The 16,967-nt window shown below is 42.5% G+C and carries 11 protein-coding genes and 2 riboswitches; all 11 genes read left to right on the forward strand.

The genetic code is table 11. From position 1 onward, the window contains the following. The first annotated feature begins 20 nt into the window (after positions 1–20). A complete protein-coding gene (locus tag PBF_RS22095; protein WP_035332835.1) occupies positions 21–1,037 on the forward strand; it encodes a hypothetical protein in 1,017 nt (338 codons plus the stop codon). A 220-nt stretch (positions 1,038–1,257) separates the two neighbouring features. Then, a complete protein-coding gene (locus PBF_RS26890; RefSeq protein ID WP_268745132.1) occupies positions 1,258–1,524 on the forward strand; it encodes a DUF5381 family protein in 267 nt (88 codons plus the stop codon). A 248-nt stretch (positions 1,525–1,772) separates the two neighbouring features. Then, positions 1,773–3,467, forward strand: coding sequence for a transglutaminase domain-containing protein (locus PBF_RS22100; RefSeq protein WP_035332836.1), 1,695 nt, complete (start codon positions 1,773–1,775; stop codon positions 3,465–3,467). A gap of 154 nt (positions 3,468–3,621) precedes the next feature. Continuing rightward, positions 3,622–5,079 carry an esterase/lipase family protein gene (locus PBF_RS22105; protein WP_081757350.1) on the forward strand — a complete coding sequence of 486 codons (1,458 nt, stop codon included), beginning with the start codon at positions 3,622–3,624 and terminating at the stop codon, positions 5,077–5,079. A gap of 470 nt (positions 5,080–5,549) precedes the next feature. Next, on the forward strand, positions 5,550–6,506 hold the full coding sequence (locus PBF_RS22110) for an AAA family ATPase (protein WP_035332838.1): 957 nt from the start codon (positions 5,550–5,552) through the stop codon (positions 6,504–6,506). A 1-nt stretch (position 6,507) separates the two neighbouring features. Further along, positions 6,508–7,722, forward strand: coding sequence for a DUF58 domain-containing protein (locus PBF_RS22115; RefSeq protein ID WP_035332841.1), 1,215 nt, complete (start codon positions 6,508–6,510; stop codon positions 7,720–7,722). Further along, positions 7,722–9,926 (forward strand): transglutaminase TgpA family protein, encoded by a 2,205-nt coding sequence (locus PBF_RS22120; RefSeq protein WP_035332844.1) that lies wholly within the window; start codon positions 7,722–7,724, stop codon positions 9,924–9,926. Before PBF_RS22115 ends, PBF_RS22120 begins: the two co-directional genes overlap by 1 nt. 70 nt (positions 9,927–9,996) lie before the next feature. After that, a riboswitch (purine riboswitch) is annotated at positions 9,997–10,098 on the forward strand. A 216-nt stretch (positions 10,099–10,314) separates the two neighbouring features. After that, positions 10,315–11,835, forward strand: coding sequence for a glutamine-hydrolyzing GMP synthase (guaA, locus tag PBF_RS22125; RefSeq protein WP_200870082.1), 1,521 nt, complete (start codon positions 10,315–10,317; stop codon positions 11,833–11,835). Positions 11,836–11,920: 85 nt separating this feature from the next. Beyond that, a riboswitch (purine riboswitch) is annotated at positions 11,921–12,022 on the forward strand. A gap of 123 nt (positions 12,023–12,145) precedes the next feature. Beyond that, a complete protein-coding gene (locus tag PBF_RS22130) occupies positions 12,146–13,474 on the forward strand; it encodes an NCS2 family permease (protein ID WP_035332848.1) in 1,329 nt (442 codons plus the stop codon). A gap of 123 nt (positions 13,475–13,597) precedes the next feature. Beyond that, positions 13,598–14,440 carry a glucose PTS transporter transcription antiterminator GlcT gene (gene glcT / locus PBF_RS22135; protein ID WP_035332849.1) on the forward strand — a complete coding sequence of 281 codons (843 nt, stop codon included), beginning with the start codon at positions 13,598–13,600 and terminating at the stop codon, positions 14,438–14,440. 217 nt (positions 14,441–14,657) lie between these two features. After that, positions 14,658–16,718, forward strand: a complete 2,061-nt coding sequence (gene ptsG, locus PBF_RS22140) for a glucose-specific PTS transporter subunit IIBC (RefSeq protein ID WP_035332851.1) — start codon at positions 14,658–14,660, stop codon at positions 16,716–16,718. The last annotated feature ends 249 nt before the right edge of the window (positions 16,719–16,967 follow it).

Consider the following 16,967-nt stretch of genomic DNA (forward strand, 5'->3'; position numbering starts at 1 on the left):
CATGGTGGAGGAAAACGAATATGAAAAATGCCCAAAAAATAAATGTGTCTTCACAAAATCTAATAGATGCTCTTATTGAATTTGGTTTTACAAAAAGGGAGAGGGAATTTGCCATTGAAAGTGGTTTTACCCTAAAAGAGATTGACCAGCTAAAAAAGAAATCAAAAGGGATAGAGGTTTCGGAGCCATTAAAAGAAATATTAAACTCGGTGTTAAGTATGAGCAGTATGGCCAGGTTTGAAAGTGGAGAAAAAACACTTCTTGTTTTTCCTGATAGTAAATCGAATATCATAGTCGAGCGGATAAAGGGGAACTCTTATGAATTTTCCAAACATGACTTCAAGGAATTAAATTCGATTTTAACTGATTTTTATGGGTGGGATACCAGCAAAATGGACGATCCCATGAAGGTTAATATCGGATTATCCAGTGATATATATGATTTAATCCATGGCATAGAGCCATCTGGTTTGGATGAAATGATAGAGGATGAAAATTTCGAATTGCAAATTCGTCACTTTTTGCGTGACTTTAAAAGAAATTATCATCAGGTATCAAAAATGACATTTAAAAAAAGAAGAATTGAGACATATGTTATGGAAGAAGACCATGTGATGTTATTTGTGCCTTCAGAAAATTTTATATGGCATATTAATTATGAAGAGATAATGGATGATCAAATCATTATAACGAGTAATAGTGTCCCGACCTATTTATCAGTTGTGCAGAAAATAACGGAAGAAATATTGCAAGGTGGTATACCTAACGAAGAGAAAAAGATTATGAATTCCAAAGAAGAACAAAAGAAATTCTCATTTAAAAGAGGATTTTCATTTTTTTGGAAGAGTAATCTAATTCTATTAATAACTATTCTTGCGATAAATATAAATAGAGCAAATTTTAGTGAGGATGGTGGCGGTCTGCTTCTCTTATTGTCTCTTTCATGGGAAGCCCTGCTTATTTTATTATCATTTTTTGCATGTTTTAAAGAGAATGAAGACTCTTCTCCTGCAAGGAAGGTTAGTTCAGCCTCATGAAACAAATTTATGTTATGAAGGATCCTCGATAAGTGATATTATCGGGGGTTTTTACTGGGCTTTCTAATGTAAAATATTAAACTTGTAATCAACATTAAGACTCAGTTTCCAAATGGGGGAGTATCGCTTGGCAAAAATTCAGGAAAAGAATAACACCATTATCATTAAAACCTCAATATTCATGGGAAGCTCGCTGTTGCTAATCACCTAAGGATTCTCATTGGAATCAAAATACTCTTTTAGGTATATTTTCGGAGGAATTATGTTTTTGCCCATATTTTCGTATTTAACTTTCTGGATTATACCTGCATTAAATCCTGCAAAAGTCTTGCTGAAAATAATTCCGGGTGAAAGAATTATCTCCAAAAGGGCCACTGTTCCACTAGAAAATATACGTGATATTAGACTGATAAGGAATCCCTTCAATTTAATAAATTACATTGTTATCGAAACATTCAGTGATGAGAAGATCAAAATTTGCACTTAAAATCTGATTGATGACTATAGCTATGAAATAATAGTAGATCAATACATTTATCCTCATTTGACTGAAAACGCAAGAAAGGTTTGGGATCGCAAAATAAATCTTGACCGTCTTAAGGAAGTAACAAGGTATGAAAGAAAAGAACAAAATATAAATTAATTAACATGAAAAAGAGTGTAGTTAAATATTTGGTAAATTTGATCGTAAAGTTAAGAGATCAAAAAAAATCTTGGTTTTAATAGGAGGACCCCATGCCAAAGAAAAGCCCCATCACCATATTAATAGTATTACTATCCAGCTTCCTATTCCTCTCTGCCTGCAGCAGCTCTGAAAGCAATTCAGAAGCCAAAGCGGAGAAAAAGGAAGAAGACAAATATGAAAAACTGGTTAAAGAGAAAAACAAGGAACTTGAGCTTGAACCTCTTGAGCTGACTTCTTACCGCGAGGAAGTCGGGGCAGCTCTGAAGAATCCGGAATATAAGGAGTTTGCTGCAAATGGCAAGGTGGCTGTGCAGGGAGAGGTTGAGAAGTACACGGATCTCAAATCAGACTATGCCTGGATTAAGGTCCGTTCCACAGAGGAGGGACCGGCAGGGAATGATCTGGAATACTACGCACCCATTAAAGAAGGGAAGTTCAAGCAGAATATCCGTTTATTTAATGGGGAAGGCGAGTATAAGGTAACGGTCCAGCTTCCAAGCATGGATAGTGAGAATTATTATTATGATCTTGCCTCGTTCACTGTACACAATGTGAATCAGGATACAGAGCGCGATGTAACGTTTACTCCGTTTGGCCAGGAAGCAGAGCTGACTTTAGACATTGAATCAAGCTATCTAAAAGGCAATGAAGTATTCAATTTAAAAGGGGAAGCGGCAAGTCTGACAGACAGCGATACGATCATGTTAAAGCTGAATAAGGAATCGGAAATGTGGAAGCATGTCATTACGCTTAAAGATGGCAAGTTCTCCTATGATGTGCCGTTATTTTATGGAAAAGGCCTGCACAGGCTTGAGGTGCTCGTTCCTGACAAGGAAAGGGAAAATTACTATCAGACGGCCACAACCATTTTAATAGATAACGAGTCTGATAGGACAATGAGTCCAATTGAATATTCTAAAACATATGAGGAGCGGGGAGTGGCGCTTGAATACCCGCAATATGGCGGTGAGAAGTCTGACGGTGTCTTTTCTGTAAAAGGAAAAATCGATCCGCAGGCAGAATTCGGTCCTGAAACAGATCATATTTACATTACCACTAAAAAAGGTGAAGACGAAGCACTGGATGTTATCCCTGTAAAAGACTTCACGTTTGATGATTCATTTCATTTAAGGTTTGGTCCTGGCACATATGAAGTCACACTAAGTGTACCGGAAATTAAGGAAGAGAATAGTGATTATTTCCGCTTTTATGGATTTGCCAAATTTGAGGTGGAGTCAACAGGTGAGGATAAGCGGGACCTGCTTCCTTCCAGAGGCGTTCAGTCAGATGCGCCGCAAATTACTGAATTGGCGCAGGAGCTGACAGAAGGCATTAGCGGGGAAAGGGAAAAAGCGAAGGCCGTCTATGATTATGTCGCGAAGAACGTTTCATATGATGTGAATAAGCTCGAAACAGATGACTTCAGCTGGGATGATAGTGCGCTCAAGACACTTGATTCCAAAACGGGCGTCTGCCAGGATTATTCGTATCTGGCCATTGCTCTGCTTCGGGCCAGCAACATGGAAGCCCGCTTTATTGAAGGAACTGCTTTTGGCGGATTCTGGCCGCAGAAGCATGCATGGGTGGAAGTGAAGGTGGATGGAAGCTGGCTCACGATGGATCCGACATGGGGAGCAGGCTACATTAAGGATGATAAATTCGTGGCAGCTTTCAATGAAAAATACTTTGATCCGAATCAAGCGGAGTTTGAAAAAACACATAGCCGCACAGGTGTATCATACTAAACTGCAAAAAGTCATGGGGCTTGTTCCTGTGGCTTTTATTATTTTCCAAAGTAATGGGAATTTAATCCGAATTACCCTTCAATAAATAATCTGAAAATTATAAAATCAAATTGACTGGGCTTCCGTCCGGATCTCCTTTAAGGAGGGGATAGCTTTGATAAAACAATTGGCAGGAGTGATCTTTTGTATGATGCTGATTTTCCCTCGTATGGTGAAGGCTGGCGGCTTTGGCGGTGATGACAGCGGCACTCCGGGTAACTGGTATGCTGGAGAAACACCTTCAAGCATTGATCCTTCCAAATCACCTCTTGTGTTTGTGCACGGCTATAATAATTCGTCAGCAGTCTGGCATGAAGGTAATGATATGTATGAAGTGGCTTTGGCAAATGGATATGAAACAGCCTTCATTGATCTTCATCATGACCGTGATATGTGGACGAATGGTACCATTCTGGCTGAAAAGCTTCAGGAAATGTACCATCATTTCGGAGGAAAAAAGCTGGTGGTCATTGGCTACAGCAAAGGCGGTGTGGATATTCAGACAGCGCTTGTGCATTACAATGCCCACCCATATGTATCAAACGTCATCTCTTTATCCTCTCCTCAACATGGCACCCAGCTTGCAGATCTTGCCCACAGCAGCGCCGCCTGGTGGCTTGCTGCCCTTCTCGGAAACAATAATGAAGCAACTGAATCCCTGCAGACAGGCAATATGCAATACTTTCGAAGCCTTACAGATTCCCATCAGAATGCTGGAAAAAATCGTTATTATACACTTGGCGGAACCAAATGGGGTTCATTTGGCAGTGCTTCCTATTGGGGAGGTTTATACCTGAGTCAGTACGGAAAAAATGATGGTGTTGTGACAGCAGTTAATTCCCGGCTGCCTGGAGCTTCCATTGTTCAGGAAGGGAGCTGGAACCATACATCCATTCGGGAAGGATCCCATACATTCCCGGTGTTCAGGCCCTATACCACTATTACTCAGCCTGCTGCAGTTCTCTCAGCTTCAGCCTCAGAAGCCGCTGCCAGCAAGCCTCGCATCCATTCCATTGTAAAAGGAGGGAAAGCTGTCAGTGCAATAAGTGAGGTTTTTTCGGTAGAGGATAATGTAGACTCCATAACCGTTTCTTTTTTAAGTGAAAAGAATTTGTCTGCCCTAAAATTAATCAGTCCGGACGGAAAAGAATATAAAACGGGAAAAGCGTATAAGGAAGAATCCAATTTTTTCAAAGGAGCGTGGATTCACCAGTTTGAAATCGGGTATCCCGAAGCAGGAAGCTGGCTGTTAAAGGCTCCGGCAAATGCATCGTACCTATACACCGTTACACTAAACAGCCCGTTAAATGATAAAATTCAGGGCAAGTCTGCGAAAAGTCATAACGCCTTTAAAACAAAATGGATCCGCTTCGGGTTTGATTCTTCAGGGAAAAAGCTGCAGCAAAAAGCGAAAGGAGAAAAGTCTGGCCCCATGACCAAAAGCGATTTTTCACAGGAAGGCGTATACAATATGACAACGGAAATAATAGGTCTTACTGAAAATGGAAAGCCATATGAAAGAACACTTATCGAATCTTTTTATATAGATCAGAATGGAAAACGACATAATTAACTGGTCTCCGGCTGCTGAGAAGCAGCCTTTGCTTTTGTTTTAGGCTGTTTTCGCAAGGTTTGTTGCTTTTTGTATTATATTTGCTGAGTTGATCGGAGCGGAAGGTGCGAGATCCTCGAAAATGCTGGCGCATTTCCTTCGTGCGGTGCTTATTCGAGGATGCTTATTCAAAGTCCTGCGGGAGTAGCGGGACAGGTGAGACCCCGCAGACGCGTAGCGTCGAGGAGGCTTACCGCCCGCCCCGCGGAAAGCGAGCGTCCTGGAGCGGAAATCAACGGACAACATAGATAAGCGAAAAACAATAAATTATACGAAAAAAGCCTTGTTCTAAGACCATGTAGAAGATAGAACCATCCCAGAAAAACACAGGAGTTTCCAGCGCGACAGCGAATATATAATAGGTTAGAATTAAATTCAGGTAATTGTAAATTAGTGGGATTATAGATATAGATAAAGGGGAGAGATTTCACATGGATCGAAATCAGATGCATCCTGCAATTGAGAGGGTATTAGGGAATATTGAAAAAGTCATGATCGGCAAACGGGATGTCGCAGAGTTAAGCCTAGTGGCGCTTTTAGCGGAAGGACATGTTTTGCTCGAAGATGTTCCAGGTGTCGGGAAAACGATGATGGTTCGTGCGCTGGCTAAGTCAGTTGGAGCTGCATTTAAACGCATCCAATTCACGCCTGATTTGCTGCCTTCGGATGTGACAGGTGTATCCATCTATAATCCGAAGGAAATGGAGTTTCAGTTCAGGCCTGGTCCCATTATGGGCAATATTATTTTAGCAGACGAAATCAACCGAACCTCTCCAAAGACGCAATCTGCTCTTCTTGAAGGGATGGAAGAAAGCAGTGTGACCATTGACGGAGTGACGCATCGTCTTGAAAGACCCTTCTTCGTTATGGCAACGCAAAATCCCATCGAGTATGAGGGAACCTATCCGCTTCCGGAAGCGCAGCTGGACAGATTCCTGTTAAAAATGAAAATGGGTTATCCGGAAATCGCGGATGAGATGGAGGTCTTGAATCGGGCGCAGCGCATTCCGCCGATAGAAGATCTGGAAACGGTAATGGATCTGGCTGAATTGCGTTCACTGCAGACAGAAATTAAAGAAGTGCATGTGGATCAAACGATTAAACGCTATATTGTTGAAATTGCGGGTGGAACCCGTAACCACAGCAGTGTGTATTTAGGAGCCAGTCCGCGCGGATCGATTGCTTTAATGAAAGCAGCCCAGGCTTATGCATTCATGTATGGCCGCGATTACGTTCTTCCGGATGACATTCAGTATTTGGCGCCTGCTGTTTTTGTTCACAGAATTATCTTAAGGTCCGAGGCGAAATTTGAAGGCATTACCGCTGAAGAAGTGGTGGAACGGGTTATTGCCAGGGTGTCTGTTCCTGTACAAAGGCTAGTGAAGTAACATGAAACAGCTGTTAAATACACTGAAAGGTGTCTGGAAGCTGATTGTACTATTTCTGCTTATTTTATTCACCTTTTCGTATGCCATGTTTCAGGGCGGCTTTGTCAGCTGGTTTTTGTTCTACAGCTTTGTGCCGTTTGCTTTATATGCCCTTGGTCTGTCGTTTTATTCATTAAACAGCGTTAAAGTGGAGCGGATCCTGCCGAAAACAGAATACAATGCGGGTGAGCAGGCTGTGATTACTCTGAAGATAAGCAGGGGATCAGCTTTTCCTTTATTGTACCTCGTCATTGAGGATGAAATGAGTGAACAGCTCCTGCGTGCCAGGAAGTCAAATGAGGCAAAGCGGTTTTTATTTCCGGGGTTCCAGAAGGAAATGTCCATTCAATACAAGATTAATAGTCTGCCCAGGGGAGAGCATTTTTTTGCCTCTGTCCGTTTTAAAACGGGTGATCTGCTTGGTTTAATAGAAAAAGAACGGCAAGCTCCCGCTGAGAGCAGGATGATTGTCTACCCGGCGTATGAGGAAATGATCTATAAGCCTGTGGCCCATCATTACGACCAGGGGATGACTGCTTCAAAAGAGCGGGTGCAAAGGGATACTTCCATGGCAATCGGCATCAGGGAGTATCAGCCGGGAGACAGATTTTCCTGGATTAACTGGAAAGCTACCGCAAAGCGAAATGATATCATGACCAAGGAATTCGAACAAAGGCAATCCCATGATGTCTATATCCTGATGGATTGTGCAGCGGATAGCCGATTTGAGGCCATCGTTTCGTTTACTGCCTCCATTTTGAGGGCCATTCTCCGAAAAGGAGCACAGGTTGGGTTTTTGACCTCTGCAGCTGCCCGTACAGCTTTTCCGATCAGAGGCGGAGAAGCACACCAGCTCCAGCTGTTCTATCATTTGGCAAAAATAAAAGATGATTCGGCAGCATCAGTGGACCGGGTTCTTGAAGCAGAGCATTTTCTCCTGCAGCAGAACAGTCAGCTGATGATTGTTACAGCACAATTAACAAAAGCACTTATAGAGAAAGCCGGATTTTTTATATCCAAAAATGGGGCTATGACTATATTTTTAATCAAAAATGAGCATGAATCTCCTTCTGGTGATGAACTGCTGCTTAAAGCCTCTGCGAATGCCAGGGGAATCCGGGTTATATTAGTTCATAACGGACATTTTGCAGATGTGTTTTCGGGGGTGGGCATGTAATGGGATATCAGCGGGTACAAAAGGATTTTGCCACCTTTCTTCTTTATGTTCTTGGCTTTTTCTTATTATGGGAATGGCTGCGCCCGGTTGAAGAGCTGACAGATACGTCGAATATTATCGTTTTCCTTGTGTTCCTTGTATTGTCACTCCTGCTGGCTTTCTTTGGCGTAAGTCCAGTAATGAGCAGTATTATTAAGGTGCTTTATATTTTATATGAGCTGCATTATTTATATTTTGAAGGCTCCTTTTTTCAGTTTTCATGGATAGCCGTGTTTGCATCGGATATGTGGCATAACTTTGGTTTGCTTGCTGAGAGAGACTGGCCTGCCATAACCAATCTTTTCAGAAGTCTGCTTTTTTTCATACTGCTGTGGCTGATGACCTATTTGATTCAGTACTGGCTGATTAATCGCAGACAGATTTTCATTTTCTTTTTCATGACACTCATTTATATAACAGTTCTGGACACCTTTACACCTTACACGGCAGACGCAGCGATTGTCAGGGCGGTTATTGCGGGCTTTACGGTTATGGGCATCTTAACGTTTAACCGTCTTCTGGAGCAGGAAGGGCTGAAAAAAGAAGCCTCCCTGTCGCGCAAATGGATGATTCCGCTGACTGCTCTGATCGCGCTAAGCACCGGCTTGGGATTTGCTGCCCCTAAGGCAGAACCGATTTGGCCCGATCCTGTTCCTTTTATTAAATCCTATGGGCAAAACAGCGGCAGTGATGGCCCGGGTATTCAGAAAATCGGCTATGGTGAAGACGATTCCCGCCTTGGCGGCCCTTTTATAGGAGATAATGCTGTGGTTTTCAGGGCGGAAGTGGAGTCCCGCCATTACTGGAAGGTGGAAACGAAGGATACGTATACAGGCAAGGGATGGGTAACCTCCCAGCCTGAAGGGGAATACCTTCCGTTTGGAATGGGAGAAGAAATCCCGGTTACATCGTTCATCGATAACGATGCAATTGAAACCACTGAAGAAGTAAGCTCTGTTTATACTTTTATGAATTACCCTCATGTAGTGTATCCATTAGGGTTAAAAAATATTGAAGCTTCGCCTTTCATTACCTTTGAGCTGGAAACGGCCACAGAAAAGATCCGGACATTGGATAGTGGGCGGCCATTTGCATTGGAAGATTACAAATTGGGTTTTGAGGTGCCTGAATACAGTGTGACTGCCATGAAGGCATCGGGAGCAAAAGCGGAATCACTTCCTGAGGAATTTTTGTCCCGATATACACAGCTGCCTGAAGAACTGCCTGAAAGAGTCAGGGAGCTGGCGCAGGAAATCACTCAGGATCAGCCGGATTGGTTTGAAAAAGCCAGGGAGCTTGAGAGGTATTTCCGAAGAGCGGAATATACCTACAGCCAGACAGACGCAGCAGTTCCGGATGAGAATGAGGATTATGTTGACCAATTCTTATTTGATACCAAAGTGGGGTATTGCGACAACTTCTCTTCCTCCATGGTGGTTATGGCGAGGTCTATTGGATTGCCGGCAAGATGGGTGAAGGGCTATACAGAAGGAGAATTCAAGCAGTCATTAGGGTCTGGACTTCGCTTGTTTGAGGTAACAAATAACAATGCCCATTCATGGGTGGAAATTTATTTTCCTGAAATGGGCTGGGTTCCATTTGAACCAACTCAGGGCTTTAATAATAACGTACAGTTCAACTTCGACACTGCCGGCCAAAATACGAGCCAGCCGGAAGCAGATAAGCCAAAAGAGACTGAGACTCCCATCAAGCCGGACAAGCCTGAAGTAACATCATCGGAAGAATCGCCGTTTACTTTAGAAAAGCTTTGGAGCAATATTGAGTCTTTCTTTAAAGAACATTGGAAAGTCATCGGAGCAGCCGTTTTGGCAGCGGCTTTGCTTGTTATTGTGATTTTCCAGAAACGGGGTAAATGGCTGCCTCATTACTTCATCTGGAGATTTAAAAGAACAAGGAATGATGAGCATTTCTCCAAGGCTTATCTGATTCTCTTAAAGGAATTGGACCGCTACGGGCTAAAGCGGAAAAACGGACAAACCTTGAGGGAGTATGCCAAATATATCGACAGCTTTTTCTCCACAAGGGAAATGAGCAGGCTGACAGCATACTACGAAGAGCTTGTCTACAGGGGGGTCCTGAGAGAAGGAAGCTGGAATGATACGAAGGAATTGTGGGAAAATTTAATTAAAAGAACAATAGCTTGACCGGGATTTGCCGCTGTTGTTACAATAGGCAAATAAGACAGCGGCATATTGTTCGGGTTTTGCCGTTTTATACAATTAAATCATGCACCTTCATATATCCTCGATAATATGGTTCGAAAGTCTCTACCGGATCGCCGTAAATGATCTGACTATGAAGGCAGAAGAAGTTTTTGCTATACGTGAAAACCGGAATTCTGCCTTCACTTTTTTTGTGGAGAAAGAGTTCCGGTTTTTTTTATTGTCCAGCTTCCCGCTGAAATATATGAAATGCTTGAGAAATTATATTTTTACTAGATATTTTATCTGCAGGAGAGAAGACTAAAGGCAATATAACAAAATTAATGGGGTGAACAGTGTGACGGGGAAAACAGAACTTCAAAATCAGGAAATGATCGTAGTGCTGGACTTTGGAAGTCAGTACAATCAGTTAATCACACGCAGAATTCGTGAATTTGGTGTTTACAGTGAGCTGCATCCGCATACGATTACAGCTGCAGAAATCAAGGAAATGAATCCAAAAGGGATTATTTTCTCCGGCGGCCCTAACAGTGTGTATGGCGAAAATGCCTTCAGATGCGATGAAGAAATATTTGAACTGGGATTGCCGATTTTTGGTATCTGCTATGGCATGCAGCTGATGACCATGCATTTTGATGGAAAAGTAGAACCTGCCAAGCACCGTGAATACGGAAAGGCAATCATGAAAATTGAAAATGAATCTAAATTGTTTACAGATCTTCCTCGGGAACAGACAGTCTGGATGAGCCATGGCGATCTTGTTGTAGAGGCTCCGGCTGGTTTTACAGTGGATGGAACCAATCCGTCTTGCCCGATTGCGGCTATGAGCAATGAAGAGCGCGGTTTATACGCAGTTCAATTCCACCCTGAGGTGCGCCACTCCGTTCATGGAAATGATATGCTGAAAAACTTTGTGTTCGGCGTTTGCGGCTGTACTGGCGATTGGTCAATGGAGAACTTCATTGAAATTGAAATGGAAAAGATCCGCCAGGAAGTTGGAGATAAAAAGGTTCTTTGCGCATTGAGCGGCGGGGTTGATTCTTCTGTTGTTGCCGTCCTTATCCATAAAGCAATCGGAGACCAGCTGACTTGTATTTTCGTCGATCACGGCCTGCTGAGAAAAGATGAAGCAGAAGGCGTCATGAAGACATTTGCTGATGGCTTTAATATGAATGTAATCAAAGTGGATGCCCAGGAACGCTTTTTGAATAAGCTTAAAGGTGTGAGCGATCCTGAACAAAAACGTAAAATCATTGGCAATGAATTCATCTATGTATTCGATGATGAAGCTGCTAAGCTTGAAGGCATTGAGTTCCTTGCACAAGGAACACTTTATACCGATATTATTGAAAGTGGAACAGCTACTGCCCAGACGATTAAATCTCATCACAATGTAGGCGGGCTTCCTGAAGATATGCAATTTAAGCTGATTGAGCCGCTTAACACTCTGTTTAAAGATGAAGTGCGTGCATTGGGAACAGAGCTTGGCATTCCGGATGAAATCGTGTGGAGACAGCCATTCCCTGGCCCGGGATTAGGGATCCGTGTACTGGGGGAAATCTCAGAAGATAAGCTTGAAATTGTGCGCGAGTCTGATGCTATATTGCGTGAGGAAATCCTAAAGGCAGGGCTTGATCGCGACATTTGGCAATACTTCACGGTTCTGCCTGATATCCGCAGTGTCGGTGTAATGGGAGATGCCCGGACTTATGATTATACTATTGGAATCCGTGCGGTTACTTCCATAGATGGCATGACATCTGACTGGGCACGTATTCCATGGGATGTACTGGAGATTATTTCAACTAGAATCGTTAATGAAGTATCGCATGTCAACAGAGTGGTTTACGATATTACAAGCAAGCCGCCTGCAACAATCGAGTGGGAATAAAATACGAACATTGTTAAAATGCGGACATGAAAATGTTCGCTTTTTCTATTGACTGGGACTTTTTGAGGTGCTATGATAAAGAAGAATTAAATATGTCGTTTTACGTCGTATAATATTGGGGATATGGCCCAAAAGTTTCTACCGAGCTACCGTAAATAGCTTGACTACGAGGTAAGTGCAGATAGGGATGTTTTTGCCATTATTTTTTAGTTTCCCCTATTGCAAGCACGAGCCCAGTTGTCAATGCTCCGGTAGTCAAACCGGAGTTTTTTTATTGAAAAAATAAAGACAGCCAATAGGGGGAAAAGAAATGAAGAAGTACTTCCAGTTTGAAGAACTTGGTACTAACTATCGCCGTGAATTCATCGGCGGACTCACAACATTTTTAGCAATGGCGTATATTTTAGTCGTTAATCCGATTACTTTATCGTTAATGGATATACCGGATTTGCCGGATGCCATGAGAATGGACTATGGAGCAGTATTTGTAGCAACAGCAGTGGCTGCGGCAATTGGATCCCTGTTGATGGGTGTACTGGCCAGATATCCGATTGCACTTGCTCCGGGTATGGGATTAAATGCATTTTTTGCTTATACTGTCGTTTTAACGATGGGAATTCCTTGGCAACATGCATTAGGCGGGGTTCTGATCTCAGGGATTATCTTTATCTTTTTATCCCTTTCAGGTCTGCGTGAAAAAATCATTAACTCGATTCCTGCTGAATTAAAGTATGCGGTCAGTGCAGGAATCGGCTTGTTTATTACATTTGTAGGCGCTCAAAGCGCAGGGCTGATTGTCAACAATGATGCGGTCCTTGTAGGATTAGGGGATTTTACTGACGGGAATGTGCTCCTGGCCATTTTCGGCATCGTTATAACAGTGATCCTGATGACAAAAGGAATTAAAGGCGGAATCTTTATAGGTATGGTAATCACGACGGTTGTTGGGATGATTGCCGGATTAATTGATGTTCCAGGAAAGGTTGTTGATTCCGTGCCAAGTGTGGCTCCAACGTTTGGGGCGGCATTCGGGGCATACAGCGACCCTTCATTCTTCTCAACAAGCATGCTGGTCGTTGTCCTGACATTCCTTTTCGTTGACTTCTTTGATACAGCGGGTACTTTAGTGGGTGTTGCCAACCAGGCGGGACTAATGAAGGAAAATAAGTTGCCGCGCGCAGGTAAAGCGCTTCTGGCGGACTCAACAGCAACAGTCGTTGGTGCGATATTCGGAACATCCACAACAACTTCCTTTATTGAATCTTCCTCAGGGGTTGCGGCAGGTGCGAGAACAGGATTTGCATCGATAGTCACAGCAGGATTCTTCCTGTTATCACTATTCTTCTTCCCGCTTTTAGAAGTCATTACTTCTGCGGTGACGGCTCCGGCACTTATCATTGTCGGTGTATTGATGGTTGCATCATTAGGCAATATTGACTGGACAAAGTTTGAAATCGCTGTTCCGGCATTCCTGACAATTATTGCAATGCCATTGACTTACAGTATCGCAACAGGAATCGCAATCGGATTTATCTTCTATCCAATCACGATGATCGTAAAAGGAAGAATCAAAGAAATTCACCCAATCATGTATGTGCTGTTCGTCATATTTGTTATGTATTTCATTTTCCTGAAGTAATATTATGAATTAGGCCCGCTTCAATGCGGGTCTCTTTTTATTTTATTAAACTCAATCCGTTGACTTCCCGGACAGGCTTTAATACCATGAGAGTACATTTGTTTAATGGGCGGGGAGAAGAGAATGGGTGAGTATAAGGTTAAAAAAGTGCTGAATAATAACGTCCTTATTGGCAGCCATGAGTCATTAGGAGAAGTTGTCATGATTGGAAAAGGGATTGGCTTCAACCGGAAATCGGGCCAGCCAATCGATTCTGCTTTGGCTGAAAAGCTCTTTGTGCTTAAAAATGAAAAAGAGCAGGAGAATTATCTGAAGCTCATGCCTTATGTGGAGAATGAATTGCATGAAGCGATTATCTCCTCGATCCAATTGATTAAGCAAAAGGCAAACTCCATGCTTAATGAACATATCCATGTTGCGCTGACTGACCACTTGATGTTTGCGATAACACGCATGAAGAAAGGGATGGAAATGAGAAATCCTTTTCTTATCGAAACGAAGACCCTTTACCCATTCGAATTCGAAATAGCCCAGGAAGTTGTAAATCTTATAGGGCATCGCACCGGTATTTATTTGCCGGAAGGAGAGGTTGGGTTTATTGCCTTGCACGTTCACAGTGCTGTAATGAACCGTGATTTATCCGAAGTGAATCAGCATTCTCAACTGGTGACTCATCTCGTTAACATGATTGAAGACCAGCTGGACATTCAAATTGATAAAGATAGCATTGATTATATGAGGCTTGTCCGCCATATCCGCTTCACCATTGAAAGGGTCAACAAAGGTGAGGTCGTTGAAGAACCGGAAAAAATAACTTCACTCTTGAAAGAAGAATATCCGGTGTGCTACAATCTCTCTTGGAAGCTCATTAAAGTAATGCAGCAAACATTAAAAAAACCAGTCTTTAATGCAGAAGCTGTTTATCTGACAATGCATCTGCAGAGGCTTCAAAAGAAAATAAATTAATTACGATAGTATCTTGTCCAGAAATGGCAAGTCTTTACGTGTTACTGATTCGATCAGGCATGAGTGAAGAAAGGTAATTGAATTTAGGTAAATAGGGTATGATACCCTTGTATGCACCTGAATTCTATCTTTTTTTCCTCATGCCTTTTTTATTTTTTAATGGTTGCCGCTATTAAATGAAAACGCTTAATGAGTAAAAATTTTAGGGGGTTAACATATGTTTAAAAAAGTATTTGGCGTCCTGCAAAAAGTCGGGAAAGCCTTGATGCTTCCTGTAGCATTGCTGCCTGCAGCGGGGATCCTGCTGGCTCTTGGTGCGGCTCTGCAGAATCCGGCGCTTCTTGAGCTGGCTCCGTTCCTGGATAATAGCGGGGTTGAGATCGTTGCCCAGGTTATGCAAAAAGCAGGGGATATCGTCTTTGCCAACCTTCCGGTGCTATTTGCAGTTGGTGTAGCAGTTGGTTTGGCTGGCGGTGAAGGTGTAGCTGCGCTTGCTGCCATTATTGGTTATTTGATTATGAACGTGACAATGGGTACGGCTGCCGGAATAACGGCAGAGGATGTAAATGGGCTTAATTATGCGAATATCTTAGGAATTCCAACTCTGCAGACAGGTGTATTCGGCGGTATCATAGTTGGAATTATCGCTGCTGCATTATACAACAAATTCTATGAAATCGAACTTCCTTCATACTTAGGATTCTTTGCCGGGAAACGTTTCGTTCCCATTATTACGGCTGCAACATCAGTAGTTCTTGGTTTGCTGATGCTGGTTATCTGGCCGCCAATTCAGGAAGGGTTAAATGCCTTCTCGCAAAACATGGTTCATGCGAACCTGACTTTATCGGCATTTATATTTGGCTTAATTGAACGATCGCTGATTCCTTTTGGACTGCATCATATTTTCTACTCTCCGTTCTGGTATGAATTTGGACAGTATGTAACGAATGCAGGTGAAACTGTACGCGGTGACCAGCGGATTTTCATGGCGCAAATCAGTGACAATGTACAAAACCTTACTGCAGGTACATTCATGACTGGTAAATTCCCGTTCATGATGTTCGGTCTTCCTGCCGCTGCTTTAGCAATTTATCATGAGGCACGTCCGGAAAAGAAAGTGGTAGTAGGTGGCCTTATGGCATCTGCGGCGTTAACTTCTTTTTTAACTGGTATTACAGAGCCGCTAGAATTCTCATTCTTATTCGTAGCTCCGGTCCTGTTTGCTGTACACGCAGTGTTTGCAGGTCTTTCGTTCATGACCATGCATCTCCTGGATGTAAAAATCGGCATGACTTTCTCAGGTGGTTTGATTGACTATATTCTATTCGGTTTAATCAACCCTCAGACAAATGCCTGGATTGTCATTCCTGTTGGATTAGTATTTGCTGTGATTTATTACTTTGGCTTCCGATTTGCCATTCGCAAATTTAATTTAATGACTCCGGGCCGTGAAGAAGTAGAAGATGAAGAATCAGCTGCTTCAGGCAAAGGCGGAGATCTTCCATACGAAGTTCTTGATGCTATGGGCGGACAAGAAAACATCGCTCATCTTGATGCTTGTATAACTCGACTTCGTGTATCAGTAAACGATATTAAAAATGTAGACAAAGAACGCTTGAAGAAACTTGGCGCATCTGGAGTACTGGAAGTTGGAAACAACATTCAGGCTATCTTTGGCCCGAGATCTGAAACAATCAAAGGCCAAATGAAAGATATCATGAGCGGCAAAAGACCGCGCGCAGTTGAAAAAGCTCCTGAAGGCGGAGTTGAACAGCAAATTGAAGAAGTAAATCCTGAGGCTCTTCAGACTGAACATAAAGAAGATGCATTCATTGCACCATTAAAAGGTGAAATCAAACCAATTACAGAAGTGCCTGACGCTGTATTCTCAGGTAAAATGATGGGTGATGGTTTTGCGATTGTGCCTTCAGAAGGAACTGTAGTTTCACCGGTAGACGGGAAAATTGTTAACATGTTCCCGACAAAGCATGCAATCGGCATCCTTTCTGATTCAGGCCGCGAAATCCTGATTCATGTGGGTATTGATACGGTTAATCTGAAAGGTCAGGGATTTGAAGCGTTAATTGCTGAGAATGACCGTGTAGAAGCGGGACAGCCGCTATTGAAAGTGGACCTTGATTATATCGGGGAAAACGCCACTTCTATTATTACACCGATCGTCTTCACGAACCTTCAGCAGGGTGAGGCAATTAAAATTAATAAGCCTGGCGCTGTTGATCTTAAAGAAAAAGATATCATCGCTATCTCAAAACAATGATATATAATATAGAAGAAACCAGCTGCGGTTCAAACAGCTGGTTTCTTTTATTTGATAGGATAAAAAAATCTTTGTATTTTTCTTGAATAACTTGTTGACCTTCTGGGCAACAGGTGTTATTATAGAAAAACAGTCGCTTGAGACGCTAACAGCATTTGAAAGATTTTAAAAAAAGTTGTTGACGAAGTGATTGAGAAATGATATATTAATAAAGTCGCTTCTGAGCGGCGGATTGATCTTTGAAAACTG

The organism is Cytobacillus firmus DS1, assembly GCF_000565285.1.
In the GTDB taxonomy this organism is placed as follows: domain Bacteria; phylum Bacillota; class Bacilli; order Bacillales; family Cytobacillaceae; genus Cytobacillus; species Cytobacillus firmus_A.